The sequence below is a fragment of the Phenylobacterium sp. genome (genome assembly GCF_030651185.1).
Lineage (GTDB): Bacteria > Pseudomonadota > Alphaproteobacteria > Caulobacterales > Caulobacteraceae > Phenylobacterium.
In genome coordinates, this window is the sequence record NZ_JAUSCJ010000022.1 from 391,505 (window position 1) to 416,610 (window position 25,106).

Annotated in this window: 26 protein-coding genes; 8 read left to right on the forward strand and 18 right to left on the reverse strand. The window is 68.3% G+C overall.

Features of this window, described 5'->3' with window-relative positions; all coding sequences use genetic code 11:
• Window positions 1-18: 18 nt before the first annotated feature.
• Entirely contained in the window at window positions 19-720 is a 702-nt protein-coding gene (locus Q7J39_RS10785) for a lysophospholipid acyltransferase family protein (RefSeq protein ID WP_304824188.1), read from the reverse strand.
• Window positions 717-2,492, reverse strand: coding sequence for an ABC transporter ATP-binding protein (locus tag Q7J39_RS10790; protein WP_304824191.1), 1,776 nt, complete (start codon window positions 2,490-2,492; stop codon window positions 717-719). The genes Q7J39_RS10785 and Q7J39_RS10790 overlap by 4 nt, the downstream gene beginning before the upstream one ends.
• A gap of 88 nt (window positions 2,493-2,580) precedes the next feature.
• On the opposite strand from Q7J39_RS10790, the gene Q7J39_RS10795 reads away from it, so the two are divergent.
• The 3 genes from Q7J39_RS10795 (at window position 2,581) to Q7J39_RS10805 (ending at window position 4,280) form a co-directional block, all read left to right on the forward strand.
• Complete coding sequence (locus Q7J39_RS10795; protein ID WP_304824193.1) at window positions 2,581-2,925, forward strand: VOC family protein; 345 nt, start codon at window positions 2,581-2,583, stop codon at window positions 2,923-2,925.
• Between the two features lie 73 nt (window positions 2,926-2,998).
• Window positions 2,999-3,664, forward strand: coding sequence for a beta-lactamase hydrolase domain-containing protein (locus Q7J39_RS10800; RefSeq protein ID WP_304824196.1), 666 nt, complete (start codon window positions 2,999-3,001; stop codon window positions 3,662-3,664).
• 4 nt (window positions 3,665-3,668) lie between these two features.
• Complete coding sequence (locus Q7J39_RS10805; RefSeq protein ID WP_304824199.1) at window positions 3,669-4,280, forward strand: DUF1287 domain-containing protein; 612 nt, start codon at window positions 3,669-3,671, stop codon at window positions 4,278-4,280.
• Here the strand turns inward: Q7J39_RS10805 and Q7J39_RS10810 are convergent.
• From Q7J39_RS10810 to Q7J39_RS10820, 3 genes are read right to left on the reverse strand one after another with little or no spacing between them, the layout of a single operon-like run.
• Window positions 4,277-4,513: a DUF4170 domain-containing protein gene (locus Q7J39_RS10810; protein ID WP_304824202.1), complete on the reverse strand. Its 237-nt coding sequence runs from the start codon at window positions 4,511-4,513 to the stop codon at window positions 4,277-4,279. The two genes, Q7J39_RS10805 and Q7J39_RS10810, sit on opposite strands and share 4 nt — an antisense overlap.
• 21 nt (window positions 4,514-4,534) lie before the next feature.
• Complete coding sequence (locus tag Q7J39_RS10815) at window positions 4,535-5,329, reverse strand: 3'(2'),5'-bisphosphate nucleotidase CysQ (protein ID WP_304824205.1); 795 nt, start codon at window positions 5,327-5,329, stop codon at window positions 4,535-4,537.
• Window positions 5,326-6,657, reverse strand: coding sequence for a TldD/PmbA family protein (locus tag Q7J39_RS10820; protein WP_304824208.1), 1,332 nt, complete (start codon window positions 6,655-6,657; stop codon window positions 5,326-5,328). Before Q7J39_RS10820 ends, Q7J39_RS10815 begins: the two co-directional genes overlap by 4 nt.
• A gap of 135 nt (window positions 6,658-6,792) precedes the next feature.
• Between Q7J39_RS10820 and Q7J39_RS10825 the strand changes: the two genes are divergently transcribed.
• Window positions 6,793-8,247: a class I adenylate-forming enzyme family protein gene (locus Q7J39_RS10825; protein WP_304824211.1), complete on the forward strand. Its 1,455-nt coding sequence runs from the start codon at window positions 6,793-6,795 to the stop codon at window positions 8,245-8,247.
• On the opposite strand, the gene Q7J39_RS10830 is transcribed toward Q7J39_RS10825, so the two are convergent.
• Window positions 8,244-8,651 (reverse strand): MAPEG family protein, encoded by a 408-nt coding sequence (locus Q7J39_RS10830; RefSeq protein WP_304824214.1) that lies wholly within the window; start codon window positions 8,649-8,651, stop codon window positions 8,244-8,246. The genes Q7J39_RS10825 and Q7J39_RS10830 overlap by 4 nt on opposite strands.
• A gap of 65 nt (window positions 8,652-8,716) precedes the next feature.
• A complete protein-coding gene (locus tag Q7J39_RS10835) occupies window positions 8,717-10,243 on the reverse strand; it encodes a UbiD family decarboxylase (protein WP_304824217.1) in 1,527 nt (508 codons plus the stop codon).
• 92 nt (window positions 10,244-10,335) lie between these two features.
• Between Q7J39_RS10835 and Q7J39_RS10840 the strand changes: the two genes are divergently transcribed.
• Entirely contained in the window at window positions 10,336-10,563 is a 228-nt protein-coding gene (locus Q7J39_RS10840) for a hypothetical protein (RefSeq protein ID WP_304824220.1), read from the forward strand.
• On the opposite strand, the gene Q7J39_RS10845 is transcribed toward Q7J39_RS10840, so the two are convergent.
• The 7 genes from Q7J39_RS10845 to Q7J39_RS10875 all read right to left on the reverse strand — a co-directional run bounded on the left by Q7J39_RS10845 (window position 10,560) and on the right by Q7J39_RS10875 (window position 16,761).
• Window positions 10,560-10,904, reverse strand: a complete 345-nt coding sequence (locus Q7J39_RS10845) for an MmcQ/YjbR family DNA-binding protein (RefSeq protein ID WP_304824223.1) — start codon at window positions 10,902-10,904, stop codon at window positions 10,560-10,562. The two genes, Q7J39_RS10840 and Q7J39_RS10845, sit on opposite strands and share 4 nt — an antisense overlap.
• Window positions 10,905-10,915: 11 nt before the next feature.
• On the reverse strand, window positions 10,916-11,482 hold the full coding sequence (locus tag Q7J39_RS10850) for a YdeI family protein (RefSeq protein WP_304824226.1): 567 nt from the start codon (window positions 11,480-11,482) through the stop codon (window positions 10,916-10,918).
• A complete protein-coding gene (gene ggt / locus Q7J39_RS10855; protein WP_304824229.1) occupies window positions 11,482-13,245 on the reverse strand; it encodes a gamma-glutamyltransferase in 1,764 nt (587 codons plus the stop codon). Before ggt ends, Q7J39_RS10850 begins: the two co-directional genes overlap by 1 nt.
• A 94-nt stretch (window positions 13,246-13,339) precedes the next feature.
• Window positions 13,340-14,155, reverse strand: a complete 816-nt coding sequence (locus tag Q7J39_RS10860; protein WP_304824233.1) for a S1C family serine protease — start codon at window positions 14,153-14,155, stop codon at window positions 13,340-13,342.
• A 515-nt stretch (window positions 14,156-14,670) separates the two neighbouring features.
• Window positions 14,671-15,015 (reverse strand): VOC family protein, encoded by a 345-nt coding sequence (locus Q7J39_RS10865; RefSeq protein WP_304824236.1) that lies wholly within the window; start codon window positions 15,013-15,015, stop codon window positions 14,671-14,673.
• Window positions 15,016-15,059: 44 nt separating this feature from the next.
• Entirely contained in the window at window positions 15,060-15,722 is a 663-nt protein-coding gene (locus Q7J39_RS10870; RefSeq protein WP_304824239.1) for a methyltransferase, read from the reverse strand.
• An 88-nt stretch (window positions 15,723-15,810) separates the two neighbouring features.
• Window positions 15,811-16,761: a fatty acid desaturase family protein gene (locus Q7J39_RS10875; protein WP_304824242.1), complete on the reverse strand. Its 951-nt coding sequence runs from the start codon at window positions 16,759-16,761 to the stop codon at window positions 15,811-15,813.
• A 117-nt stretch (window positions 16,762-16,878) separates the two neighbouring features.
• Between Q7J39_RS10875 and Q7J39_RS10880 the strand changes: the two genes are divergently transcribed.
• Window positions 16,879-17,229 (forward strand): lysozyme inhibitor LprI family protein, encoded by a 351-nt coding sequence (locus Q7J39_RS10880; RefSeq protein WP_304824245.1) that lies wholly within the window; start codon window positions 16,879-16,881, stop codon window positions 17,227-17,229.
• 61 nt (window positions 17,230-17,290) lie between these two features.
• Here Q7J39_RS10880 and ubiA read toward each other — a convergent pair whose 3' ends face one another.
• A complete protein-coding gene (gene ubiA / locus Q7J39_RS10885; RefSeq protein WP_304824248.1) occupies window positions 17,291-18,229 on the reverse strand; it encodes a 4-hydroxybenzoate octaprenyltransferase in 939 nt (312 codons plus the stop codon).
• 353 nt (window positions 18,230-18,582) lie between these two features.
• Between ubiA and Q7J39_RS10890 the strand changes: the two genes are divergently transcribed.
• A complete protein-coding gene (locus Q7J39_RS10890; protein ID WP_304824252.1) occupies window positions 18,583-20,370 on the forward strand; it encodes an ABC transporter ATP-binding protein in 1,788 nt (595 codons plus the stop codon).
• Entirely contained in the window at window positions 20,367-22,154 is a 1,788-nt protein-coding gene (locus tag Q7J39_RS10895) for an ABC transporter ATP-binding protein (RefSeq protein WP_304824256.1), read from the forward strand. The genes Q7J39_RS10890 and Q7J39_RS10895 overlap by 4 nt, the downstream gene beginning before the upstream one ends.
• Window positions 22,155-22,205: 51 nt before the next feature.
• Here Q7J39_RS10895 and Q7J39_RS10900 read toward each other — a convergent pair whose 3' ends face one another.
• The 3 genes from Q7J39_RS10900 to Q7J39_RS10910 all read right to left on the reverse strand — a co-directional run bounded on the left by Q7J39_RS10900 (window position 22,206) and on the right by Q7J39_RS10910 (window position 25,046).
• Window positions 22,206-23,405 (reverse strand): winged helix-turn-helix domain-containing protein, encoded by a 1,200-nt coding sequence (locus tag Q7J39_RS10900; protein ID WP_304824259.1) that lies wholly within the window; start codon window positions 23,403-23,405, stop codon window positions 22,206-22,208.
• Between the two features lie 8 nt (window positions 23,406-23,413).
• Entirely contained in the window at window positions 23,414-24,181 is a 768-nt protein-coding gene (gene ppk2, locus Q7J39_RS10905; RefSeq protein ID WP_304824262.1) for a polyphosphate kinase 2, read from the reverse strand.
• A gap of 151 nt (window positions 24,182-24,332) precedes the next feature.
• Window positions 24,333-25,046, reverse strand: a complete 714-nt coding sequence (locus tag Q7J39_RS10910; RefSeq protein ID WP_304824265.1) for a DsbA family protein — start codon at window positions 25,044-25,046, stop codon at window positions 24,333-24,335.
• Between the last annotated feature and the right edge of the window lie 60 nt (window positions 25,047-25,106).

Below are 25,106 nucleotides of genomic sequence, written 5' to 3' on the forward strand. Positions count from 1 at the left end.
CACCGTGGGCGCGCCGGATCAATCCGCCGCTACCCGTCCTTCGGCCTTGCGGGTCGCCGCCGACAGCCTGGCGGCCCAGTCTGCAGTCAGGGCCTCGATGGCGGCGTCATCGGCGTCGGCGGGGACGTAGTAGGGGCCTTCCCAGATCGCCGAGCCCCTGCCGAAGGGCGCGGCGACCATGGCGGTATCCCAGCTTCCCAGCCGCTTGGCGGGGGAGGCGGCCAGGCCCACCAGCAGCACCGGCGCGCCGGTCCGCTTGGCGATCTGCAGGGCCCCGGGGGCCATCACCTCGTTGGGCCCCCGCGGGCCGTCCGGCGTGACGATCAGCACCCCGCCGCCTTTCACCCAGGCCATGGCCTCGCGGAAGGCGGCCACCACGGCGCGGGCCTTGGCCGAGTCACCCTTCTTGGCGGAGGAGGCGCGGATCGACGGGAAGCCGTTGTGGGCCATGGCCTGGGCGAAGAATTCGCCGTCGGCCGAGGGCGACACCAGGCAGTGGGCGAGCTTGGTCTGTTTCAGGATCGGCGCGACGGTAAGCGCCACCGGGATGCGACCGTGCCAGAGCAGGGCGATCACCCCCGGCTCGGCGGTGAGCACGGCGTCGGCGCCCTCCAGGCCCTCGTGCCGCCAGCGGACGCTATGGCGGATCAGGCTCATATATCCGGCCAGGATCCAGCCCAGGAAGGCCTGCACGGCCGGACGGCGGATGAACTTCTTCACGCGGCGGTCTCGGCCTCAAGGTCCTGGCTGCGGGCCAGCCGGGCATAGAGGCCGCGCTTCTTGATCAGCGAGTCGTGGTTTCCGGTCTCCACCACCTGGCCCTTGTCGATCACATAGATGCGGTCGGCGCCGCGCACGGTCGACAGGCGGTGAGCGATCAGGATGGTGGTGCGGCCGGTCATCAGGCGGGCCAGCGCGGCCTGGACCTGGGCCTCGCTCTCGGTGTCGAGCGCGCTGGTGGCCTCGTCCAGCAGCAGGATGGGGGCGTCCTTCAGGAAGGCGCGGGCGATGGCGATCCGCTGCCGCTGACCGCCAGACAGGCGTGCGCCGGCCTCGCCCACCAGGGTCTCGTAGCCGGCGGGCAGGGACAGGATGAAATCGTGGGCCGCGGCGGCCCTGGCGGCGGTCTCGATCTCGTCCTGGCTGGCGTCGGGCCGGGCATAGGCGATGTTGGCGCGGATGGTATCGTCAAACAGGAAGGGCTCCTGCGTGACCAGCGCGATCTGGGCGCGCAGGGACGCGAGCGTGACCAGGCGGATGTCCACGCCGTCGATGGTCACCCGGCCGGCGGTGGCGTCATAGAAGCGTGGGATCAGGTTCAGGATCGTGGTCTTGCCGCCGCCCGACGGGCCCACCAGGGCGACAGTCTCGCCCCGGCGGACCTCCACGGTCACGTCGCGCAAGGTGGCCGGTCCGCCGGCATAGGCGAAGCTGACCTCCTCGAAAGCGATGGTGGTCTCGCCGTGGGCCAGGGGGGCGGCGCCCGGCTGCTCGCGGACCTCTGGCTCCACGTCCAGGGCGGCGAACAGGCGGCGCGCGGCGCTCATGCCCTCGGCCATCACAGTGGCCAGGTTGGAGAGCTGGCGCAGGGACTGGGAAGCCAGGCCCAGGGCCAGGATGAAGGCCATGAAGGCGCCGACGTTCATGGCGCCCGACTGCGAGCGCCAGCCGGCATAGGCGATGACGGCGGCGGTGATCAGGGTCATCACCAGTTCGGTGGCCGGTGCGGCGCGGGCCCGGGCGTTGGCGCCCTTCACCAGGTGCTTCTGGCGGCGCTGCACCACCTCGGCGACGCGCGCCTCTTCATAGGACTCGCGGTTCTCGATCTTCACCACCCGGACCCCGTCGAGGCTCTCCATGATCGCGGTGGAGAGCGCGGAGGTCTCGGCCATGGCGCCCTTGGCGGCCTTGGTGGTCTTCTTGGAGAACCGTCGCATGATGAAGCCGGTGATCGGCGCGGCGGCCACCAGGGTCAGGGACAGCAGCAGGTCGTTGGACACCATCACCGTCACCGCGCCGATCACCGTCAGGGCATGCTGGGTGTAGTTGATGACGCCCGAGGTCGCCGCCTCGCGGATCAGGCTGGCGTCGTAGAGCACCGAGGAGACATAGGCGCCGGAATGCTGGGTGCGCAGGTGAGCCAGGTCGGCGCGGACCAGCTTGCCGAACAGCTGCACCTGGACATCGCCGACCACGGCGTTGCCGATCTGGTTGACCAGGGAGGCCTGGATCACCTGGGCCAGCGCCCGGCCGATGGCCAGGGCGCCAATGGTCAGGGGCACCATCACCAGGGCGCCGGGCTTGTGGTTCACCAGCAGGTCGTTGATGGCCGGCTCGAAGATCTGCACCAGCTTGGCCGACAGGAACGCCACGGCGATCGCCGCCAACATGGCGCAGGACCAGGCCTTCCAGCGGGGCCGCATATAGACCCCGGCGATCCGCGCGATCAGGGCGCGGGCCGAAAGCTCGGGCTCGGTGGTGGGGCCGGTCATCGTCCTGGGGTCGGCTGTCAGGGGCGGGAAGTCAAGCTTCCGGCGATGCGCTAGGATGCGACGCCGCCTGGTGGAGGGAGTGCGCCACATGAAGATCTACGGACTGCGGATCTGGGTCGATGACATAGCCGCCGCCAAGCGATTCTATGGGGAGACCCTAAGTCTGACGGCCAAGTGGGACATGGAAATGGCCGTCGGCTACGACCTTGGGATCGACCTGATCGTCGAGCGCGACGATGGGAGCCACGAGGGCGAGACCCTGGTGGGCCGCTTCGTCGGGGCCTCGATCCAGGTGGACGACATCCAGGCGACCTATGAGGCTCTGAGCGCCAGGGGCGTAGCCTTCCTGGGGCCGCCGGAGAAGATGCCATGGGGTGGAACCTTGGCCCACTTCAAGGACCCGGCCGGCAACACGCTCACCCTGCTGCAATAGCTGGGACGCGCCGCCGCGCTTCCGTTTGGCGGCGTCACGTCCTAGTTAGGGGCGCAACACCTCGGAGCCCCCCTTGGCCGATTTCGATCTCTCCACGCCCGGCGGGCGGTTTTCCACGACCCTGAACTACCTTTGGAACGACCACGCCTATCTGCGGCTGGGCTTCTCCAACGCCCACTGGATCAGCGATGAGCTGGTGCGCACCAACCAGCCCTGGCCCTTCCAGCTCGCCGAGTGGAAGCGCCGTGGGGTCAAGACCATCATCAACCTGCGCGGCGGGTTCGACGCCAGCTTCCACGCCCTGGAAAAGGACGCCTGCCAGCGCCTGGGCCTGACCATGGTGGACTTCACCATCACCAGCCGCGAGGTCCCCAGCCGCGCCCGGGTCCACGGCGCCAAGGCGCTGTTCGAGACCATCGAATACCCGGCCCTGATGCACTGCAAGTCGGGCGCGGACCGGGCGGGGATCATGAGCGTCTTCTACATGCACTTCCGGCAGGGCAAGACGATCCGGGAGGCTCTGGAGCAGCTCTCCCTGAAGTACCTGCACATCAAACAGGGCAAGACCGGGGTGCTGGACTACACCTTCGAGCGCTACCTGGCGGAGGGCGAACCGGCCGGCCAGACCTTCCTGGAATGGGTCGACAGTCCCGCCTACGACGAGGCCAAAATAAAGGCCGATTTCCGCAGCCAGATGTGGGGCCGGCTGCTCACCGAGGGCCTGCTCAAACGGGAGTAGGTCCATGTCCACACGCCGCGCCCTGATCGGAGGCCTGATGGCCGCGCCGGCCTGGGCCCTGGCGGCGGGCAGTCCAGGCGACGTCCTGGCCCGCGCCGCCCGCGCCCAGGTGGGCGTCACCACCGATTACGATCCGGCCTATGTGCGCCTGGCCTATCCCGGCGGCGATGTCCCGCGGACCACTGGCGTCTGCTGCGACGTGGTGATCCGGGCGGCGCGCGACGCCTGGAAGGCGGACCTGCAGCGGCTGATCCACGAGGACATGACGCGCCATTTCGGCGCCTATCCCCAGGCCTGGCGCCTCGCCAAGCCCGACACCCATATCGATCACCGCCGGGTCCTGAACCTGGAGACCTATTGGGCGCGGATCGGCGCCCAGGTCTGGCGCGCCAGGGGGCCGGCGTTCGGCCAGGGCGTCCCCGGCCCGCTGGCGGCGGGCGACATCCTCACCTGGCGGCTGTCGATCGGCGATCGGCCGCATGTGGGGATCGTCGTGACCGGCGGTGACAAACCCCGCGTGGTCCACAACATCGGCCAGGGCGCGCGAGACGAGAGCCTCGCCGACCTGTGGCAGCTCAAGCCGGTCGGCCACTACCGCTGGCGGCCGACAGCCTAGTGCTGGTGGTCGTCCTTGTCGGGGTCGAGCAGCTTGTGCGCGTGGATGATGAAGTAGCGCATCAGGGCGTTGTCCACCGTCGACTGCGCCTTGGTGCGCCAGGCGGCGACCGCCTCGGCGTGGCTGGCGTATGCCCCCACCAGGTCGACCTTGGTTAGGTCGCGGAAGGTGTTGTGCTCGAGGTCTTCAAGTTCGCCGCCGATGACGAGGTGCAGGAGCTGCTTGTCGGGCATGGCTGAGGTTTCCGAAGTGAATCAACTCCTCAAGGCGATATGCCCGACACGGTTAAGGATCAATGGCGCCAAGCGTGGCGCCGCGCAGACAAGGCTCGGCTGCGACGGATTGGCCTGGTTGTAGGCGAAGGGCCGGCCCAGGTGATCGCCGCAATAGGCGCCGGCCTCGCGGGCGATCAGGTCGGCGGCGGCCAGGTCCCAGTCGCTCTTGGCGACAATGGCGATGGCCGCGTCGAAGGTCCCCGCCGCCACCAGGCACATGCGATAGGCGGTGGAGTTGCGCGCCTCGATCCGCATGGCGGGCCAGGGTTGCGGCCAGGAGGGATGCTCGAACATCCGCTGGTCGCCGATCATCCCGCAGCCGTGCACCAGGTCGCAGTCGCTGGCGCGGATGGGTTCGCCGTTCAGGAGGGCCCCCTGGCCGGCGATGGCGGTGTAGGTCTCCTCAACGTCCGGGGCGAAGACCACGCCGGCGATGGGCAGGCCGTCCTCCACCACGGCGATGGAAACGCCCCACCAGGGACGATCGCGGATGAAGGCGCGGGTGCCGTCGATGGGGTCCACCACGAACAGTCGGCGGTTGGACAGGCGCTCGGCGTTGTCGGCGGTTTCCTCCGACAGCCACCCATAGTCGGGCCGGGCAGCGCGCAGGCGTCGGGTCAGCATGGCGTCGGTGGCCAGGTCGGCGTTGGTGACCTGGGTCCTGTCGGGCTTGATCTCGACGGTCAGGCCCTCGTCGCGCATCCGCACGGCGAGCTGGCCGGCCTCCAGGGCCGCGGCGACGATCAGGTCGAGATCGGCGCCCGCATCGGTCATTTCCCGGCTATGGCCAATCCGTCCACGAGGATCGACGGCGCATTGGCCGAGCCCCGGAACTCCAGGTCCGATCCGGGGATCAGGCGGGCATAGATGTCGATCAGGTTGCCGGCCACGGTGATCTCGGCCACCGGGTAGGCCAGCACGCCACCTTCGAACCAGAAGCCGGCGCAGCCGACCGACCAGTCGCCAGTGTTGGCGTTCAGCGACGGGCCGAACATCGAGGTGATCAGCACACCGGTCCCGGCGTCGGCCATCAGTTCGGCCTGGGTCTTGGTTCCGGGCAGCAGGGTCAGATTGGTCGTGGAGACACCGGGGGGGCCCGCAAGGCCGCGCGAGGCATGGCCCGTGGTCTCCAGGCCCAACTGGCGCGCAGAAGACGAGTTCATCAGCCAGGTGGTCAGCATCCCGTCGTCGATGATGCTCCAGGCCCTGTTGGCCACGCCCTCATCGTCGAAGGGGGAGGAGCCCAGACCACGCACCTTGTGCGGGTCGTCGGTGACATTGATCCCCTTGGAGAAGATCTGCTGGCCCAGCTTGTCCTTCAGGAAGGAGTTGCCCCGCGCGATGGAGGGGCCGGAGATGGCTCCGATCAGGGGCCCGATCAACGACATGGCCAGGCGGTTCTCAAAGATCACCGGGGCGGTGGTCGAAGAAATTTTTCGCGCGCCCAGGCGGGCGGCGCCCCGGCGGCCGGCCTCTGCGCCGATGCTCTCGGGCGCAGGCAGGTCGGCCTGCCAGCGGGTGGTGCGGCCGTCATAGCCCCCTTCCATCTCGTCGCCGTCGCTGGCGATCACCGAGACGCCGATGGAATAGCTGGACGCGCGGTGGACGCCAGAGAAGCCGCCCGAGGTCACCAGGCGCCACTGGCCCGAGGAGGTTGAGGCCGAGCCGCCGTCGGAGTTGCTGATGCGCGGCATGGCGCGGCCGGCGTCCTCGGCCGCGCGGGCGCGGTCCTCGAGCTGCTCGGGGGTCGGCTCGGCGCCGTCGTACAGGTCCAGGTCGGGGAGGGGGCCGCGGGCCAGGCGCCTGGAATCGGCGAGGCCGGCATAGGGATCCTCCGGCGCCAAACGGGCCATGGCGACGGCGCGTTCCACCAACTTGGCGCGCGCGTCGGCCGAGATGTCGGAGCCCGAGACCGTGGCTTGCTGCCTGCCGACGAAGACCCGAAGCCCGAGATCGCGCGACTCCTCGCGCTCCACCTCTTCCAGCTTGCCCAGACGGACATTTATGCCAAGGGCGGCGCGCTCGGCGCCAACGGCTTCGGCGGCGTCCGCGCCGGCCTTAAGGGCGGCGGCGACGACATCGGCTAACAGGGTCTCTTCCATCCCGTGGATATGGCCGGGCGCGGGCGCGGGGGCAAGTGCGGCGGCGGCGCCTGCCGTTGATCAAGCATGACCTGGCGTATCGCTCTATGATCCCGCCTTCGTACACCTTTTCGAGTCAGAGCCCGTTCCCCCGACATGTTTGAGAAGCTTATTTCGTGGGGCGCGGTGCGCTGGCCCGACGCTATCGCCATCGCGACGCCGAGCAGGTCCCTGACCTATGGGGAGTTCGCGCGGCAAATCCGCCGTTGCATCACGGTGCTTGACGACGGGCGCTTCTGGCCCCGCAAGCGGGTGCTGGTCAATGTCGCCGACCCCATGCTGCACTGGGTGTTCACGGCTGCGTTGGAGGAACTGGGCTGCATCCCCGCCGCGGTGAACGGAGCCCGCCTGGGCCCGGGCAGCGCGGACTATCTGGGCGCGGAGATGATCATCTGCGACGCGGCCCTCGATCCCTCGGTCGGCTGGGCGCCGCAGCTGGTTGTGGACCAGGCCTGGCTGGACGCCATGGCCGCCGCGCCTGAAGCCGGCCCGACCCGCCATGTGCGGGAACAGACAGACGGCGTGCGGATCGTCGCCACCTCGGGCACCACGGGGACCAACAAGAAGATCCTGCTGACCCGCCAGTCGATGGACCTGCGTGTCATGCACACGGTGATGTCCCAGGTTTTCCTGAACCCGCGCCCCAAGCTGCTGTCGATCATGGGGCCGGGGTCCATTGCGGGATACACCCTGGGCTACTCCGTCTGGGGCGGCGGCGGCACACTCTGCTTCCACGACCCCGCGAAGGGCATCATGGAAAATCTGCGGCGGCTGGACGCCGACACCGTGGCCCTTGCGCCCTTCCACCTGCAAATCCTGCTGTCGAGCTTGCCGGAGGGGTTCAAGGCCAAGCCGGGGTTCTCGGTTTTCCTGGTCGGGGGGTCCCTGTCGAAGGTTCTCGCCGAGGAGACGCGTCGCCGGCTGACCGCCGATGTGATGGTGCTCTACGGCTCGACCGAGACCGGCGCGGTGACGCAGGGTCATATGGACATGCTCGACGGGGCGGAGGACTCCACCGGCTACGTGCGCCCGTGGGCCGAGGTGCAGATCATCGGGTCGGACGGCAGGGTGCTGCCCCACGGCGAAGTTGGCGAGGTCCGCGTCCGCAGCGACGAGCTGATCTACGGTTATCTCGACGACGAGACGCTGGACGAAAGCTGCTTTCGCGATGGCTGGTTCATGCCGCGCGACCTGGGCGTGCTGTCGGCCGGCGGCATTCTGACCATCCTGGGCCGGACAGACGACCTGATGAATATCGGCGGGGCGAAGGTGCTGCCCTCCCGCGGGGAGGCGCGGGCGTTGGAGTTTCCGGGCGTCATTGACGCGGCGATGTTCGCCGCCCCCGATGCCCAAGGCATCGATACGCCCTGGATCGCTTTTGTGGGCGCCGCGGACCTGGACGCCGCAGCCTTCATGGCGTCGATGACCGCAGCCCTGGGCCGGCCGCTGAAGTCGATGCAGATCGGCCAGATTCCGCGCAACGCCCTGGGCAAGATCGAGCGGGCGACGCTTCGCGCCCTGACGCTCGCGCAAGCGCCGGTGGAAACCTAGGCTATGGCGTAGAACAGCAGCGCCACGCCGATGAAGACATAGGCCACCCAGGACATCAGCACGCCGATCACGCGGGGGAACGAGGTCCCGCCGCTGTTGGAGAGGCCGACGGCGTGCAGGCAGCGGCCGGTAAACATCACGAAGCCGGCCAAGTGAATGGCCAGGCTCGGCGCGCTCACCAGGGCCAGGACCGCGAGCCCGCACATGGCGGCCGGAACGTATTCGGTGGCGTTGCCGAAGGCGCGGATCGCCTGGGCCAGTTCGGGGATGCCTTCGTCGCCGAGCGCCACCTTGTGCTTCTGGCGCTGGCGCACCACCAGCAGGGACAGGACCAGCAGCAGGAACATGTGCAGGCCGACCCAGAGGGCGGCGGCGTTGCCGGAGAACGAAGTTACGGCGTCCATGGTGTCACTTTCCCGCTAAGCGGCGGCAGTTGGGGTCGAAATCCGGAAAAGGGCAACCCCCGCCGCTATTTGACCGGCGCGCCGCCCCCCGGCAGACCAAGCTTCGACCACTTCTCGGTGACGAGCTTCACCGTCGCCTCGTCCATGCCAAGCTTTTGGCCCCACTCCCGATGGGTCTCGGGCGGCCATTTGTTGGTGGCGTCCAGGCCGATCTTCGACCCCAGGCCGCTCTCGGGCGAGGCGAAGTCGAGATAGTCGATGGGCGTGCCCTCGACGAGGGTGATGTCCCGGGCCGGATCCATGCGGGTCGACAGCGCCCACATCACGTCCTTCCAGTCCCGCGCGTTGATGTCGTCGTCCACGACGATCACCCACTTGGTGTACATGAACTGCCGAAGGTAGCTCCAGACCCCCATCATCACGCGCTTGGCGTGGCCGGGATAGGCCTTCTTCATCGAGACCACGGCGATGCGGTAGGAGCACCCCTCGGGCGGCAGCCAGAAGTCCACAATCTCCGGGAACTGCTGGCGCAGCAGGGGGATGAAGACCTCGTTCAGCGCCTCCCCCAGCACGCTGGGCTCGTCCGGGGGACGTCCGGTGAAGGTGGTCAGGTAGATCGGGTTCTTCCGCATGGTGATGGCGGAAACCTTGAACACCGGGAACGGCTCGACCGAGTTGTAGTAGCCGGTGTGATCGCCGTAGGGGCCCTCATCGGCATATTCGTCCAGCATTACGTGGCCTTCGATGACGATCTCGGCGTTGGCCGGGACCATCAGCGGGACGGTCTTGGCGGGGACCAGCTCGACCTTGGCGCCGCGCATCAGGCCGGCGAACTGATACTCCGACAGGGTCTCGGGCACCGGGGTCACGGCGGCCAGGATGGTGCCGGGATCGGCGCCGATCACCACGCAGGCGGGCAGGGCGTCGGGCTTGCCGGCCGCCTTCCAGCGGCGATGATGCTGAGCGCCGCCGCGATGCGCCAGCCAGCGCATGATCGTCTTGTCCTTGCCGATCACCTGCATGCGGTAGATGCCGAGGTTGTAGTCGTCCTCGCGATCCTCCGACGGGCCCTTGGTGACCACCAGCGGCCAGGTGATCAGGGGGGCCGGTTCGCCTGGCCAGCAGGTCTGGATCGGCAGCTTGTTGAGGTCGATCTGATCGCCGGTCCAGACGATCTCCTGCACCGGCGCCTTCTTCACGATGGCCGGCCGCATCGACATCACGGTCTTGGCCAGCGGCAGCATGTCCCAGGCGTCCTTGAGGCCGCGTGGCGGTTCGGGCGCGCGCAGGAAGGCCAACAGTTCCCCCACCTCGCGGAGTTCGGCGGCGGTGGTGCGTTCCTGATTGTCCAGGGTGACGCCCATGGCCACCCGTTTCACGGTGCCGAACAGATTGACCAGGCAGGGCATGCCCGAGGGTTCGCCATCGGCTCGGGTGACGTTCTCGAACAGCACCGCCGGTCCGCCGGTGGCCAGCAGGCGGCGCTGAATCTCGGTCATTTCAAGCACAGATGAGACGGGCTCGACGACGCGCACCAGTTCGCCGGCGGCTTCCAGCTTGGCGATGAAATCCCGCAGGGACCGATAGGCCATGTGCTCTCCGAAAACAGTTGGCCGGAAGCTAGGGCCGCCCCCTGCGTCTGTCACCCTTTGCGGCGCGTCGGGAGCGGGGTAAAATCAAAGCCATGAAACGTCTCGACCTCGACGATCTGTCCCCCAAGCTTGCCCAGCTGCTCACCAGCCTGGAGGAGGGCGAGGAACTGCTGCTGGTTCAGGACGGCATGGTCGCCGCCCGCCTGACCGGCGGCGCGCCGGCCCCCAAGGCCGCCGATGACGAGCCCGAGCGGCCGCCCGAGGAACAGGCCAAGGAAATCTTCGAGCAGTTCCGCTCGTTGATGGAGGACGAGTTCTAGGTCTTCGCGGCGTCGAATTCCTTGACCCACTTCTTCGGGGCGATCTCCCGCCACTTGCGGTCGAGGAAATTGCGGAACGATCCAGGGTGCAGGCTCTCGATGCGGGCCAGCACGCTGGGATAGTCCTTGTAGTGCGCGGTGATGTGGAAGGTGGCGGGCTCGGCCTCCATCAGCATCTCGCGCTCGTCCATGCTGATCCCGGTCAGGACCACGCTCTGATCCTCGCGACGCAGGCGGGTGAAGAACTTGCCGTTCACCTTGTAGGCGGGCGCGCCGTAGGACACGCCCTCCTCTGCGCCGGGAAACGACAGAATGATTTCACGCATCTCGTCGGGGGTCATGGGTCCTCCGTCTATTTGGTGGGCGAGCCGAGTTGGCGGTCTTCCGCCGAGGCTTCGATCAGGATGCCCAGGCGCTTGGTCCGGGTCGGCTGGGTCTTGGCGCTGGTCACCCGATGGACGGCGACCTTGCGGTACCAGGCGGGAAAGGCCTGGAAGCCCGCCCAGGCCTTGGCGTCGGCCTGGAACTGGGCAAGTTCGGCCTGGGTGAAGACCTCAGCGGGCTTCTCATAGGAATACTGGTTGGTCCTGGCCTTGCCGGCCTCGTAGGCCACGCGGCCGGCGGGCTCGATCAGACCCTCGGCGTCGAGCTCGGCGTAGCGCTTGAGGTTGACCTGGCTCCAGATGCCGGTGGCTTTGCGCGGCGTGAAGCGGATGCGGTAGGCCTCGTCGTTGATCCGGTGGCGCACCCCGTCGATCCAGCCATAGGCGAGCGCCTGGTCCACTGACTGCGGCCAGGTCATGGAGGGCTTGCTCGAGCCGACCTTGTAGAAGCCCACTGAGAGCTCGGTCTCGCTGGCGTGGCGCCGGGCCAGCCAGGCGCGAAAGTCGGCGGGGGTTTCGAAGAACAGCGGGTCCATCAGTAGCCCAGCGCCACCCCGTCCTTGCGCATCTCGGTCGCCGCGGCATACCGGCCGGGCCAACGCTCGATGGCCTGGTAGCCGCCATAGCCGCCCGGCTCCGGCGCCATGATCCAGCCGATCTTGGCCAGCGCCTGCTTTGTCGCCTCCGGCACGCCGGTTTCCAGGTTGAGCACGCCCACCCCCTGCTGGGCCTCGCCGGTGGGTTCGGTGGAGCCGCCGTGGTGCCAGCGGGGCGAGTCGCCGGCCTCCTGAACGCCAAGGCCGAAGTCGATCATGTTGGAGATGATCTGCGCCTGGCCCTGGGGCTGCATGTCGCCGCCCATGACCCCGAAGGACAGCCACGGCTGATCCCCCTTCGTCGCAAAGCCGGGGATGATGGTCTGGAAGGGCCGCTTGCCGGGCGCGTAGAGGTTAGGGTGGCCGTCGGTGAGGGCGAAGAGCTCGCCGCGGTCCTGGAACATGAAGCCCAGGCCGTCGGGCATCAGCCCTGAACCCATGCCGCGATAGTTGGACTGGATGATGGAGACCATCATGCCGTCGGCGTCGCTGGTGGTGAAATAGGTGGTGTCGCCTTGGCTGGGCGCCTGGCCCGGATTGACCGGGGTCAGGATGCGATCGGGGCGGATGAACTTCGCGCGCTCCTTGGCGTAGGCCTTGGAGATCAGCCACTCGGTGGGGATCTTGGCGAAGTCCGGATCGGCGTAGTAGCGGGCGCGGTCCTCGAAGGCCAGGCGCTTGGCCTCCACCCCATGGTGGATCGCGGCGGCGGACTGGAAGCCCATCGCCTTGATGTCGAATTCCTCCATGATGTTCAGGGCTTGCAGGGTGGCCAGGCCCTGGCTGTTGGGGGACAGGCCCCAGACGTCCACGCCGCGATAGTTGACCTTGTGCGGCGGGTCCCAGCGGCTGTGGTGCGCGGCCAGGTCGGCCTTGGTCATCCAGCCGCCGATGCGCTTGAAATAGCGCTCGATGCTGGCGGCGATCTCGCCCTCGTAGAAGCCGTCGCGGCCGTCCTGGGCGATCAGGCCGTAGGTGCGGGCCAGGCCTGGATTGCGGAACACCTCGCCCTCGACCGGGGTCCTGCCGCTGGGCGCCCAGACCGACTTGAAGTTCTCCACCTCCTCCAGGCCGGCGCCCGGCCTGGTGAAGTTCTTGAGGGAGCGTTCCAGGTAGTAGGCGACGTTCTGGGTGACCGGGGCGCCTTCTTCGCAGTGCGTGATGGCCGCCTTGAACAGGTCCTTCCACTTCAGCTTGCCGTAGCGCTGGTGCAGGGCCCACCAGGCGTCGACGGCGCCCGGCACACTGACCGAGACCGCGCCGTAGGAGGGGATCAGGCCGTTCTTCGATCGCGCACGCACCGTCTCCAACGACAGGCCCTTGGGGCTGCGGCCCGAGCCGTTGAGGCCCACGACCTGCTTGGTCTTCGGGTCCCACAGCATGACGAAGCAGTCGCCGCCGATCCCGCAGGCGATGGGCTCGACAAACCCCAGCACCGCATTGGCGGCGATGGCCGCGTCCACCGCCGACCCCCCGGCCTTGAGGATCTCGATGGCCGCCAGGCTGGCCAGGGGGTGGGCGGTGGCCGCGGCGCCGTGGACCCCCCAGGCGGCGCTACGGCTGGCGAAGGTGGCGCCGTCCACGCGGTCGCCGCCGCGCACGTCGGGGCGGTTGCGGTTGGGATTGTCTGAGCGCGCGTCGGCCAGGGCGCGGGTGGCCAGGGCGGCGGCGGGGAGGGCGGCGAGGAAGGTGCGGCGGCGCATGGGGGCTCCAAGACTGGACGTCGCGCACTATGGCTCAGGCGTCGGGGCCCGCGTGAAACTTTCCTCGGAAACGCCACCGAGCGTCATTCTCGTCTCAGGGAGCCGGTTGCAGGTTGAGCGCCGTCAGGGCGTCGGCGATGGGAATGAAGAAGTTCAGGCCCATGGGCGCCGACCCCTCGAACATCCCCGACACCGCGATCGCCACCACCTGGCCCTTCTCGTTCACCAGCGGCCCGCCGCTATTGCCGTGATTGATGGAGACATCGCTCTGAATCAGGCGCTGGCCCTTCTCAGTGCGCAACGCCGAGACGATGCCCTTGGTGACCGAGCCCTGCAGCTTTTCCTCCAGGGGCGCGCCGATGGCGAAGACGGTGTCCCCGACCGACGGAATCCCGGTGTGGAGGCCCAGCGGCGTGCGGCCGTTCGGGTCGGTCTTGATCAGCGCCACGTCCCGGGCGCTGTCGGTGCGGATCACATCGCCCAGGGCCTCTGTCCCGTCGGGCCAGCGCACCTTCACGAACTTGGCGGCGCCCACCACGTGCTGGTTGGTGATCACGTAACCGTCGCGGGAAACCAGGAAACCGCTGCCCATGCCATCGCCGGAGAACACGACGGGCGCGACCGCGACCGCCTGGGCGATGGAGCGGGGCGCTGTGGATGCCGCCCCCGGCAGCAGAATCTGCGGGCCCTTGGGTGGGGCGGGTGCGGAGGTCGCCGTGGGGCCGCCGGTGACCAGCGCCCGGAACTCAGGACTGATCAGCAACTGGCGGGCGTTCTCGCGGAACGCTTCCATGGTGATGCGTAACCGATTGCCGGTCTGGGATTTGCTGGTTTCATAACCGCCAACCGTCTGGATGCGGGCCACGATCTTGCGGTCCAGGGACGAATAGACCTGCCACTCGACAGTCATCAGAACGGCGCCGCTCTCCAACGAGTAGCTTTTCAAGAGGCCGCACCCGACACAGAATCGCCCCTTCATGTCGCTGATGAGCGCGCCGATTTGGAGGTCCGCCGCCGAACCCGTTCCAAACAGGTCAGCGGTGTCGGTCTCAAGTCTGAAACCACTGTCGCGGAATTCGTCGGACAGAACCCGCGCAAAGGACCCCGGCTCGAGCTCGCTCTTGCCGGCGTTCCAAACCAAGGGTGGGGCAGACAGGAATAGCTCGCTATACCGTACGGAGGCCCACTGCTGACCGTCGGGAAGCTGAATGACCACCCGCGCGAGCTTCACCGCGCGCCTCGCCTCGCCGGGAGCAAGCACCTGCATGGGAGCCGGCGGCGGCAAGGTGAAGGCCCCCACACGCTCCGCAGCCTGGGCCACACCGCCGGCCAACAAGGCCAGAACCAATCCGGCGAACACCACGCCACGCATCGTCAGCCCCCCAGCTATCCGTCAGGAATTACAGCACGCGCCAGGCACCCAATTCAATCCTCGGTAAAGACCGCCAACTCGTTCCCGCTGGGGTCGCGGAAGTGGAAGCGGCGGCCGCCGGGGAAGCTGAAGATCGGCTTGACGATCGTCCCGCCGGCGGCGCTCACCTTGGCCAGCATGGCCTCGATGTCCGTGGTGAAGATCACCACCAGGGGCGCGGCCGGAACCTCGGCCGGATCGGCCTGGAAACCGCCGTCCAGGCCGCTGTCGCCGAAGGCGGCATAGGTCGGACCATAGTCGGTGAAGGTCCAGCCGAAGGCCTGGCCGTAGAAGCTCTTGGTGGCGGGCAGGTCCGTGCCCGGCAGCTCCACATAGTCGATCTTGCCGTCTTCGCGCATTTCGGTCGCCGCTTTCTGTTCTGTATTTGTTCTTTTGTAAAAGCTCAGGCCAGGAGAGTCCAGACCGAGGTTTTCTTGACCTCCTGGTCCTCCAATTCTCGGGTGGTGGCCACCTGGTATTCGGCCAGCTTGGTGAGGCCCGAGCGCGGGAAATAGGAGCGTCCCGGATCGCCGATCAGGACGGTGGTCCCGCGCGCCCGGGCGTCGGCCAGCCAGGCCATGACGGCGTCGGCCATGGGCTTTTCGTAGCAGATGTCGCCGGCCAGGATGACGTCGGCGGCGGGGGCCGGGGCATCCAGCAGGTTGGCGTCGGTGAAGTCCACGCTGACGCCGTTGGCTAGGGCGTTCAGCGACAGCGCCGCGCCGCAGAAGCCGTCGATGTCGGCGGCCAGGACGTGGGTCGCACCGGCCTGCATGGCGGCGATCCCGACGATCCCGGAGCCGGAGGCGAAGTCCACCACCCGCTTGCCGGCGACGACCTGCGGATTGTCCAGGGTGTAGCGCGCCAGGGCCTGGCCGCCGGCCCAGGCAAAGGCCCAGAAGGGCGGGGGCAGGCCGATCTCGGCCAGGGCCTCCTCGGTCATTTTCCAGATCGGGGTGATCTCGTCGGCGAGATGCAGCTTCAGCTCCGGCGTATGGGGCGGGATCTGCAGCCGGGTGTTTTCGAGGATGAAGGCGCGGCGGCCCTCAAAGCTGGGATCGATCATCCCCCCGCTTAGAGGCTTTAAGTCGAAAACTGAATGCCTCTAGGTCGTTTGCTTGGTCGCGTCACGGGCGCCTGAACCGGCGGCCACTTCAGGCTGTCACGCTCGCGCTGTCAGCCTTGCCCGCCGCCAGCGACAAGACCTTCAGATAGCCGCCGGGTTCGATCAGCATGCCCTCGGTCACGCCCGCCTTGGCCAGGGCCCGGTGCGCGCGGGGCAGCTGGTAGCAGGGCAGGTGCATGAACATGTGATGTTCGCAGTGATAGTTCACATAGTAGGGGGCCAGCAGGGCGCGCTCGAGTAGGTTGGCCTTGGTGGTCCGGGCGTGGCGCAGGGGGTCGGGCTCGTCCTTGGCGATGCAGGCGTGCTCGGCGATGTTCCTCAGGCGGGTGATCATCGGATACCAGGTGGCCTGGGGCAGGACCCACAGCACCGGCCAGGCCCACCAGGCGCCGAAGGGGGCGCCGATCGCAGTGATCACCACGCCCCCCAGCAGCCAGCGGCGCTTGCGGCGGATCTCCTCGGTCAGGATCGGCAGCAGCGGCTCGCTGGTCTTGCGGGCCTTCAGCCGGGCGACCAGGTCGCCGAACCGCTGCTTGAAGAAGGTCTGGCCAGTCAGGTCGCGCACCAGCTTGCGGCGCAGGGACAGGCGGGTGATCGGGAAGGGCGCCGACAAGCCGAGGTCCGGATCCTCCGCCTGCTGGGCGAAGCGATGGTGGGTCAGGTGATAGGGACGGTAGCGGGCGAGGCCTCCGCCGGTCAGCCACTCGCCGGCGAAGTCGTTGATTTTGAGGTTCTTGTGCAGGGCGCCGTGGGCGGCGTCGTGCATCAGGATGGCGAGGCCCAGCTGGCGGCCGCCGATGATCATCACCGCCAGTGGCAGGGTAAGCGGCCAGATCACCACCATGGCCCCGGCCGCCAGGATCACGATCCAGGCGTGGGCGACGAGCGCCAGGCCGCGCCAGTTGGAATGGGCGGCCAGACGCGCCCACTGCTCGGGCGGGAAGTAGGTCTTGGGGTCAATGCGGGCTGCGGCGGCCATGAAGGCATTGTCCCACAAAACATCGTGACGAAACAGCGTGACCCGAGGTCACGACAGGTCTTGGGGAACAATACGGAGCGCCCTAGGTTGGCTCCAGGACTTCCCTCGGAGACCCGAATGCACCCGCCGTTCCGTCTTGCTCTGCTGGCCTTGGCCGCAACCTTGATGGCGGGGAGCGCCCAGGCGGCCAGCTTCAACTGCGAGCGGGCGCGGACGGCGGATGAACTGACCATCTGCGCGACCCTGAAGCTCAATGACCAGGATGTCCGCATGGCCCAGCTCTACGACATCGCCCAGCATCTGGTGGCCATGGGCGGGCGCGCGGCGATCCAGGACGATCAGCAGGCCTGGCTGAAGACGCGACGGGCCTGCGGCGCCGACCGCACCTGCCTGGCGCGCGCCTATACGCGGCGCATCGCCGACCTGAACAAGGTGCTGGAGCGAGTCTACAGGCAGGGCCCGTTCTAGGAGCCGTTTACGGGTCGCGCCTTCCGGGCGGCGAACCGGCTTCCACTTCGCCTGAAAGCGCTCAGATACTCGACGCGGGGCCCGACCACATGCCGGCGGCCATGGCGATCACCAGCAGCAGGCCCGCCAGGCTGTTGGACTTGAAGAGGGCGAGCGCGCCCCTGCCGTCCTTCACATCCAGCCGCGCCGCCTGCCGTGAGAGGTGGACGCCGAACAGGGCGGCGGGCGGCAGGAAGAGCGGGCCAAGACCCCCGACCCAGGCGGCGGCCAGGGCCAGGACGAAGGCCGTCACATAGAAGGCGAGCACCGCCTTAGGGGCTGAGTCGCCCAGCCGCAGTGCCGAGGACTTCACGCCAGCGAGCGCATCGTCCTCCAGGTCCTGGACCGCGTAGATTGTGTCGTAGCCGAGGGTCCAGAAGACGCCCGCGGCATAGAGCAGGACGGCTGGCCAATCGATCCGGCCGGTGGCGGCGGCATAGCCCAGCAGGGCGCCCCAGTTGAAGGTCAGGCCGAGCCAAGCCTGCGGCCACCAGGTGATCCGCTTCATGAAGGGATAGGCGGCGACGAGCGCGAGCGAGGCGACGCCGAGCGCGATGGCCACCGGGCCCATGGTCAGCAGGATGACCAGAGAGATCAGGGCGCAGGCGACCACGAAGGCCCAGGCCTGTTTGACGCTGATCTGGCCGGACGGGATCGGGCGGGCGGCGGTGCGCGCCACCTTGGCGTCGAAGTCGCGGTCGACGATGTCGTTATAGGCGCAGCCGGCCGCCCGCATCAGGGCCGCGCCGGCGAAGAACTCGGCCATCAGCAGGGCGTTCGGCCACTGGTGTTGCATGGCCCCGGCCAGCGCGATCCCCTGCCAGCCGGGCAGCATCAGCAGCCAGATGCCGGTGGGCCGGTCGAAGCGCCCCAGCTTCAGCCAGGGGCGAAGGGCTGCAGGGGCATAGCGGTCCACCCAGTTGGTGGCGGCGGCGTCGGGGAGGGGCGTCGAAGCGGTCATCTTGGCCCCTGCATAGCAGCACCGTGGCTTTCGCGCCGCAGTCAGAATTTGGCGTAACGCGGTCGCTTGACGGGCGAATCTGAGCCGCATAGCTTCCGGCCTCCAACACGCGACCGGAAAGGAGGGTCAGCAAAGATGAAAGTCACCGCACCGACCGCCCTCCGCCGACGCGCCGCCGGGTCCTCCTGCTGACCTGAGAGAATTCCCCGGCTCGCGCATCCTTTGCGCCCGCCCCAAGGAATCTCTCCCGTGTTCGCCGATCCGCGCTGGAAGCTCCAGCCGCTCCCCATTTTCCATGACGTCGATGATGCGCGCGCCGCATGCCCCGCCGTCATCGCACTCCGACGGCTCCAATGACCGCAGCTTACGACGATGAGGACGAACACCGTCCCCGCACCCTGACCAACAGCCAGGTGATCGCCTTCATGGCAGGCCACTGGATGGGCGAGCCGCGCCGGTTCGCGCTGATCGCGTGCCTGATGCTGGCCTCGACCGCCTGCGACCTTTCGATCCCCTGGGCGACCCGGGCCCTGATCGACGCGGTGGCGACGCCGACTTCGCCCAGCGACAAGGCCTGGATCGCCTGGGCCAGCCTGTCGGCCCTGTACCTGGCCTTCTACAGCCTGCGCAGTTCCATGTTCCGCCTGTCCAACGGCTACTATTCGCGGATCATGGCGCGGATGGTCACCCAGGCCTTCGGTCGCGTTCAGGCCTTTTCCGCCGACTGGCATGCCTCCAACTTCGCCGGCGCGACCGTGCGCCGCGTCAGCCGCGCCATGTGGGGCTATGACAGCGCCTCGGACGCGCTGTTGTGGATGCTGACCCCGACCCTGGTCGTGCTGTCGGGCCTGGCGATCTCCATCGGCCTGAAGTGGCCGGCGGCCGGCGTGTTCGTCGCGGTGCTGGTGATCGCCTTCGCCATCTTCAACATCGTGGTTTCGACCCACTACATCCGCCCAGCCAACCTCGCCTCCACGGCCCTGGACTCGCAGATCGGCGCCAACCTGGCCGACGCCATCGGCGGCAATCCGGTGGTGAAGGGCTTCGGCGCGGAGGCGCGCGAGGAGAAGCGCTTCAGCGATCACGTGAACACCTGGCGGGCGGCTCAGCACAAGACCTGGAACCGGTTCAACACCGTCAGCTGGGGGCAGAACCTGTTCCTGGTGGTGCTGCAGGCGGGCCTGACGGGACAGCTGGTCTATGCCTGGAGCCACGGCGACGCGACACCCGGCGACGTGGCCTTCGGCATCACCTCCTTCATCGTCATGGCCGGCTACATGCGGAACTTCAGCGAGATCACCCGCATGCTGCAGAAGGGCCTGGACGACATGGTGGACGTCGCCACCTACATGCGCACCGAGCCGCAGCTGGCCGACAGGGCCGACGCCGCGCCGTTCCGCGGCGAGCTGGGGGAGGTGGTCTTCGACCGCGTGACCTTCGGCTACGAGAACGCCGCGCGGCCGCTCTATCAGGACTTCACCCTGGTGGTGGCGCCCGGCGAACGGGTGGCCCTGGTGGGGCCGACGGGGGCCGGCAAGTCGACCTTCGTCAAGCTGCTGCAGCGGCTGTACGACGTGCAGTCGGGCCGCATCCTCATCGACGGCCAGGACATCGCCCATGTCAGCCAGGGCAGCCTTCGGCGCGCCATCGCCGTGGTGCCTCAGGACCCGGCCCTGTTCCACCGCACCATCGGCGAGAACATCAGCTACGCCCGGCCTGAGGCGACCGAAGACGAGGTGATCCTGGCCGCCAAGCGGGCCCGGGCGCACGACTTCATCGCCAGCCTGCCGAAGGGCTACCACACCCTGGTGGGCGAGCGCGGCGTGAAGCTGTCGGGGGGCGAGCGCCAGCGGGTGGCGATCGCGCGCGCCTTCCTGGCCGACGCCCCGATCCTGGTGCTGGACGAGGCGACCTCGTCCCTGGACGTGGAGACCGAGCGCCAGGTGCAGGCGGCCATGGAGGAACTGATGGTAGGGCGCACCACGGTGGTGATCGCTCACCGGCTGTCGACCATCCGCGGCGCCGACCGCATCCTGGTGTTCGAGGGCGGACAACTGGTGGAAGAGGGCCGCCATGCGGACTTGGTGGCGAAGGGCGGAGCCTATGCCCGGCTGCACGCCGTGACGGAGGCGGGCGCGTGACCGAGCACTACGAAGAGATCGACGAGTCCGCCAACCGGGTGCTGAGCAACCGCAAGGTGCTGGGCTTCGTGATGGCCTACTGGCTGCGCAGGCCCTGGCTGCTGGCCGGCACCCTGGTGGCGACCCTGGCCGGGATCGGATTCGACCTGGCCCTGCCCTGGGCCTCGGGGCGGTTGGTGGACGCCGTCGCCGCCGGCCCGTCGTCGAAGGACCTGGCCTGGGTCGCCTGGGGCCTGTTCGTGGGCGTCTATCTGGTGGGCTCCCTGATGCGAAACCTCGCGCCGCGGTTCTGGATTCCGCTGGCCGCCCGCAACATGCGCGAGATCACCGAGGAGGGATTTTCCAAGGTGCAGTCCTTCTCGGCCGACTGGCACGGCGACAACTTCTCGGGCGCCACGGTGCGCAAGCTGAGCCGCGCCATGTGGGGCTATGACGAGGTGTCCGACGCCGTGGTCATGTGGCTGGGCCCGGCGCTGGCGGTGCTGCTGGGCCTGTCGGTGATGATGATCCTGCGCTGGCCCCTGGTGGGCCTGTTCTCGCTGGCGACCGTGGTCTTCTACATCGCCTCCAACATCTTCCTGACCACCACCTTCGCCCGGCCCCTGAACCTCAAGTCCGTGGGCCTGGACAGCCGGATCGGCGGTGCGATCTCCGATTCCATCGCCTCCAACGCCACGGTGCGCGGCTTCGGGGCCGAGGACCGGGAGGCGACCCGCATCGCCGGGGTGACCGCGCTGTGGTCCACGGCGGTGCAGCGCACCTGGACCCGGTTCACCGACATCTGGCTGATCCAGAACCTGCTGCTGGTGGTGCTGCAGGCGGGGCTGACCGGCCTGTTGCTGCGGCTGTGGGCGCGGGGTGAGGCGACCGCCGGCGACGTGGCTTTCGGGGTCACCTCCTTCATGCTGATGAGCGGTTACCTGCGCAACATCGGCGACAATATCCGCATGCTGCAGAAGGGCCTAGACGACGTCGAGGACGTGGCCCGCTACCTGACGCTCGCGCCCCAGGTGGCCGATGCGCCCGGCGCCCCGGCCTTCGCCGGGGACCTGGGGGAGGTGGTCTTCGACCGCGCCACCTTCGGCTACAAGTCGGCGGAGACGGCGCTCTATCGCGACTTCTCCCTGACCATCGCGCCGGGCGAGCGGATCGCGCTGGTGGGGCCGACGGGGTCGGGCAAGTCGACCTTCGTCAAGCTGGTGCAGCGGCTCTACGACCTGGACTCCGGTCGTATCCTGATCGACGGCCAGGACGTGGCCAAGGTGACGCAGGGCTCCCTGCGGCGGGCCATCGCCGTGGTGCCGCAGGACCCGGCCCTGTTCCACCGGACCATCGGCGAGAACATCAGCTACGCGCGGCCCGGCGCCACCACCGACGAGATCGAACTGGCCGCCCGCCGCGCCCGGGCCCACGACTTCATCACCCGGCTGCCCAAGGGGTACGAGACCCTGGTGGGGGAGCGGGGGGTGAAGCTGTCGGGCGGCGAGCGGCAGCGGGTGGCGATCGCGCGCGCCTTCCTGGCCGATGCGCCGATCCTGGTGCTGGACGAGGCCACCTCATCCCTGGACGTGGAGACCGAGCGGGAGGTGCAGGCGGCCATGGAGGAGCTGATGGTGGGCCGCACCACCATCGTCATCGCCCACCGGCTGTCGACCATCCGGGGCGCCGACCGTATCCTGGTGTTCGACAACGGCCAGGTGATCGAGGAGGGCCGCCACGCCGAGCTGGTGAGCAAGGGCGGGGCCTATGCGCGGCTGCACGCGGTGACGATGGGGGCGGTTTAGGCGCCGCGTGAAGTGGTCTCGCCACCCCCCGAAACTGGTTAGGTTTCCGAACTAGTTTTGGGCCGCGGCGAGGCGCGGGGCCAGGTCGCCCTTGGGTTCGACGCGGACGGCGTTCAGGCCGAGCCAGCGCGCCATCAGCTGAAGTTCGGTCATCAACTGGCCCGGCGTCGCCGCATCGGCCCAGGGTTCGGCGTGGGCCGACTGCACCAGCAGGACGCCGGCCTTGCGGTCGGCCTTGAGGTCGACGCGGGCGGTGATGGCCTCGCCCTGCAGGAAGGGCAGGACGTAGTAGCCGTGCACCCGCTTCTCGGCCGGGGTGTAGATCTCCAGCCGCACGCGGACGCCGAAGATCCGCTCGGTCCGCTCGCGGAACCAGATCAGGTTGTCGAAGGGCGAGAGCAGGGCGCCGACGGTGATCTTGCGCGGCCGCCGGGCGGCGGGGTCGAGATAGGCCGGCGGGTCCCAGCCCTTCACGGACACCGGCAGCAGGTCGCCAGCCTCCACCAGCTCGGCGATGCGGGCCTTGGTGTCGGCCACCGGCATGCGGAAATAGTCGCGCAGGTCGCGCTCGGTGGCCACGCCCTGGGCGCGGGCGGCGATGCGCAGCAGTTGGCGCTGGGCCTCGTCCCGGGGCGGGGTGGGGGCGTCGCGGACCGACTTGGGGTGGACGTCGTCCGGCAGGCCATAGACCCGCTCGAAGGTGGTGCGCCGGGTGGCCGTGGTGATCTCGCCGGCCCAGAACAGGCACTCCATGGCCCGCTTGCCCTCGCTCCAGCCCCACCAGCCGCCGCGCCCCTTCTCGCCGATCTCCAGCTCGCCGGCCGAGATGGCGCCGCGGGCGTGGATTTCGGCCAGGGCCTTGTCGATGAAGGGGCGGTTCTCGCGCAGGAAGCGGGCGACGCCTTTCCAGAGGCCGACGCCTTCGCGGGCGTCGTCCATCCGCCAGCGCATCAGGGGCTGCAGGGCGTGGGGGGCGAGCGAGGCCTCATGCATCCAGTACTCGAACAGCACCGGCTTCCGGCCCCAGGCGATCTCCTCCAGCAGCGGCCGGGGATAGGCGCCAAGCCTGGAGAACAGCGGCAGGTAGTGGGTGCGGCTGACCACATTGACCGAGTCGATCTGCAGCAGGCCCAGCCGGTCGATGGTCTTGACCAGGTGGCGCTTGCCGGGATCGGCCGGGCGGCGGTCGGCGAAGCCCTGGGCGGCGAGCGCGATCCGCCGCGCCTCCTGGGCGGTGAGGGTCTGCGTCATGCCGTCCGTCAGCGTTCCAGGCGTCCGTCGGTGAGGGCCTCGATCTCAAAGGGGAAGACCACCTTGGGATCGGGATCCTTGATCTTCTTGGCGATGTCCTTGGGCGCCATGGCGTTGACCAGGTAGCGCAGGACGTTCAGCCGGCCTTCGGTCTTGTCGTCGTTGCGGACGCAGACCCAGGGGCTGCGCGGGGCGTGGGTGCGTTTCAGCATCTCGTCGCGGGCATTGGTGTAGTCGTCCCACTTCGATTGCGCGGCGGCGTCGAGCGGGCTCGACTTGAGCACCTTCAGGGGATCGGTCCGGCGTTCCTCGAGGCGCTTGGCCTGCTCCTTCTTGGAGACGTCCAGCCACAGCTTCACCAGGGTGACGCCGCTTTCCACCAGCATGGCCTCGAAGGTGGTCACGTCGCGCAGGAAGCTCTCATGCTCTTCCGGCGTGCAGAAGCCCATCACCGGCTCGACGCCGCCCCGGTTGTACCAGGAGCGGTTGAAGATCACGACTTCGCCGGCAGCCGGCAGGTATCCGACATAGCGCTGGAAGTACCACTGGCTGCGTTCGCGGTCGGAGGGCTTGGGCAGGGCGATGACCCGGGTGGCGCGCACCGAGAGGTGCTCGATGACCCGCCGGATCGTGCCGTCCTTGCCCGCCGCGTCGCGGCCCTCGAAGATGATCAGCACCTTGGCGCCGCTCTCCATGGCCCGCTGCTGGCTGCGCACCAGGGCGAGCTGGGCCTGTTCGAGATCGTTGAGGTCGTCAGACTTATCGGATTTGGACATGGGACGAGCCTAGTCCGTATGGCGGGGGGCGCGCCAGGGGGGTCGAAAGTGGGAACCCGCGCCACCTATCCGGGGCGTCAGCTCCGACCCGTCAAGTCGTGCGTGTCCCCACTTTCCGGTGCGGACGGCTCCGTCCCGCCTGCTGCCCCGATCAGCACCAACTGGCTTGTTCGGTCTGGCGCGCGCGCAGAAGTTCGTGGATGTTGGCGTCGAGGATCCTGAAGCCGACGTTGCCAAACAGCTTCTGCCGACCCTCATTGAGCACGAAGCTTGGGCTGCCCTGGATTCCCATGGCGGCGGCGTCCTGGTAGTCCGAGGCCAGGGACGCGAAGGCGGATCCGTCATCAATCAGGGCCTCGATGTGGGCGATGTCGACGCCGCAGCTTCGGGCGACCGCGCACTGGACCTCCCACCTTGCGATATCCTGCGCCTCCTCGAAAAACGCCTTGCGCAGTCCGCGGACGGTCCTCTGGTAGGTTTGCGGCGCGCAACCCCCTGAGCCCTCGTCCAGTTGTACCGCCTTTGCGAACAGATGTGGGCCTGTGGATGAGGCGGGCCGCGCGGTCAGCCAGATGTCCGGGTTCACCCGGACCTCAGGATAGTCTGAGGCGGCGTGCCGCAGATGTTCATTGAAGCCCGCGTATCCGCCACTGTCGCCCCAGCCGTCGGCGATCTTGCGGGCGGTGTCGCCGAACACCGAGCAGAACCGGTATTCGAACCGGACCTGTTCGCCGTAGGTCGCCATCGCCGCGTCCACGCGAAGCTCCGAAATATGCGCCCAAAGGCACAGCAGATCGGAGAAATAGACAATCGGCACCCGTTTCACGCTCGATCTCCCAGCCGCCAACTCCTCGATTACCCGCAAGACGGTTGCGCGGTGGAATATCCCATGAACCGCTGCCCGACGGAGCTTCGTCTGAATCAG

Coding starts and splice junctions, on each gene's coding strand:
- Q7J39_RS10790 (WP_304824191.1), bottom strand. CDS start 2,492: ATGACCGGCCCCACCACCGAGCCCGAGCTTTCGGCCCGCGCCCTGATC.
- Q7J39_RS10795 (WP_304824193.1), top strand. CDS start 2,581: ATGAAGATCTACGGACTGCGGATCTGGGTCGATGACATAGCCGCCGCC.
- Q7J39_RS10805 (WP_304824199.1), top strand. CDS start 3,669: ATGTCCACACGCCGCGCCCTGATCGGAGGCCTGATGGCCGCGCCGGCC.
- Q7J39_RS10810 (WP_304824202.1), bottom strand. CDS start 4,513: ATGCCCGACAAGCAGCTCCTGCACCTCGTCATCGGCGGCGAACTTGAA.
- Q7J39_RS10815 (WP_304824205.1), bottom strand. CDS start 5,329: ATGACCGATGCGGGCGCCGATCTCGACCTGATCGTCGCCGCGGCCCTG.
- Q7J39_RS10820 (WP_304824208.1), bottom strand. CDS start 6,657: ATGGAAGAGACCCTGTTAGCCGATGTCGTCGCCGCCGCCCTTAAGGCC.
- Q7J39_RS10825 (WP_304824211.1), top strand. CDS start 6,793: ATGTTTGAGAAGCTTATTTCGTGGGGCGCGGTGCGCTGGCCCGACGCT.
- Q7J39_RS10830 (WP_304824214.1), bottom strand. CDS start 8,651: ATGGACGCCGTAACTTCGTTCTCCGGCAACGCCGCCGCCCTCTGGGTC.
- Q7J39_RS10835 (WP_304824217.1), bottom strand. CDS start 10,243: ATGGCCTATCGGTCCCTGCGGGATTTCATCGCCAAGCTGGAAGCCGCC.
- Q7J39_RS10840 (WP_304824220.1), top strand. CDS start 10,336: ATGAAACGTCTCGACCTCGACGATCTGTCCCCCAAGCTTGCCCAGCTG.
- Q7J39_RS10845 (WP_304824223.1), bottom strand. CDS start 10,904: ATGACCCCCGACGAGATGCGTGAAATCATTCTGTCGTTTCCCGGCGCA.
- Q7J39_RS10850 (WP_304824226.1), bottom strand. CDS start 11,482: ATGGACCCGCTGTTCTTCGAAACCCCCGCCGACTTTCGCGCCTGGCTG.
- ggt (WP_304824229.1), bottom strand. CDS start 13,245: ATGCGCCGCCGCACCTTCCTCGCCGCCCTCCCCGCCGCCGCCCTGGCC.
- Q7J39_RS10860 (WP_304824233.1), bottom strand. CDS start 14,155: ATGACTGTCGAGTGGCAGGTCTATTCGTCCCTGGACCGCAAGATCGTG.
- Q7J39_RS10865 (WP_304824236.1), bottom strand. CDS start 15,015: ATGCGCGAAGACGGCAAGATCGACTATGTGGAGCTGCCGGGCACGGAC.
- Q7J39_RS10870 (WP_304824239.1), bottom strand. CDS start 15,722: ATGATCGATCCCAGCTTTGAGGGCCGCCGCGCCTTCATCCTCGAAAAC.
- Q7J39_RS10875 (WP_304824242.1), bottom strand. CDS start 16,761: ATGGCCGCCGCAGCCCGCATTGACCCCAAGACCTACTTCCCGCCCGAG.
- Q7J39_RS10880 (WP_304824245.1), top strand. CDS start 16,879: ATGCACCCGCCGTTCCGTCTTGCTCTGCTGGCCTTGGCCGCAACCTTG.
- ubiA (WP_304824248.1), bottom strand. CDS start 18,229: ATGACCGCTTCGACGCCCCTCCCCGACGCCGCCGCCACCAACTGGGTG.
- Q7J39_RS10890 (WP_304824252.1), top strand. CDS start 18,583: ATGACCGCAGCTTACGACGATGAGGACGAACACCGTCCCCGCACCCTG.
- Q7J39_RS10900 (WP_304824259.1), bottom strand. CDS start 23,405: ATGACGCAGACCCTCACCGCCCAGGAGGCGCGGCGGATCGCGCTCGCC.
- ppk2 (WP_304824262.1), bottom strand. CDS start 24,181: ATGTCCAAATCCGATAAGTCTGACGACCTCAACGATCTCGAACAGGCC.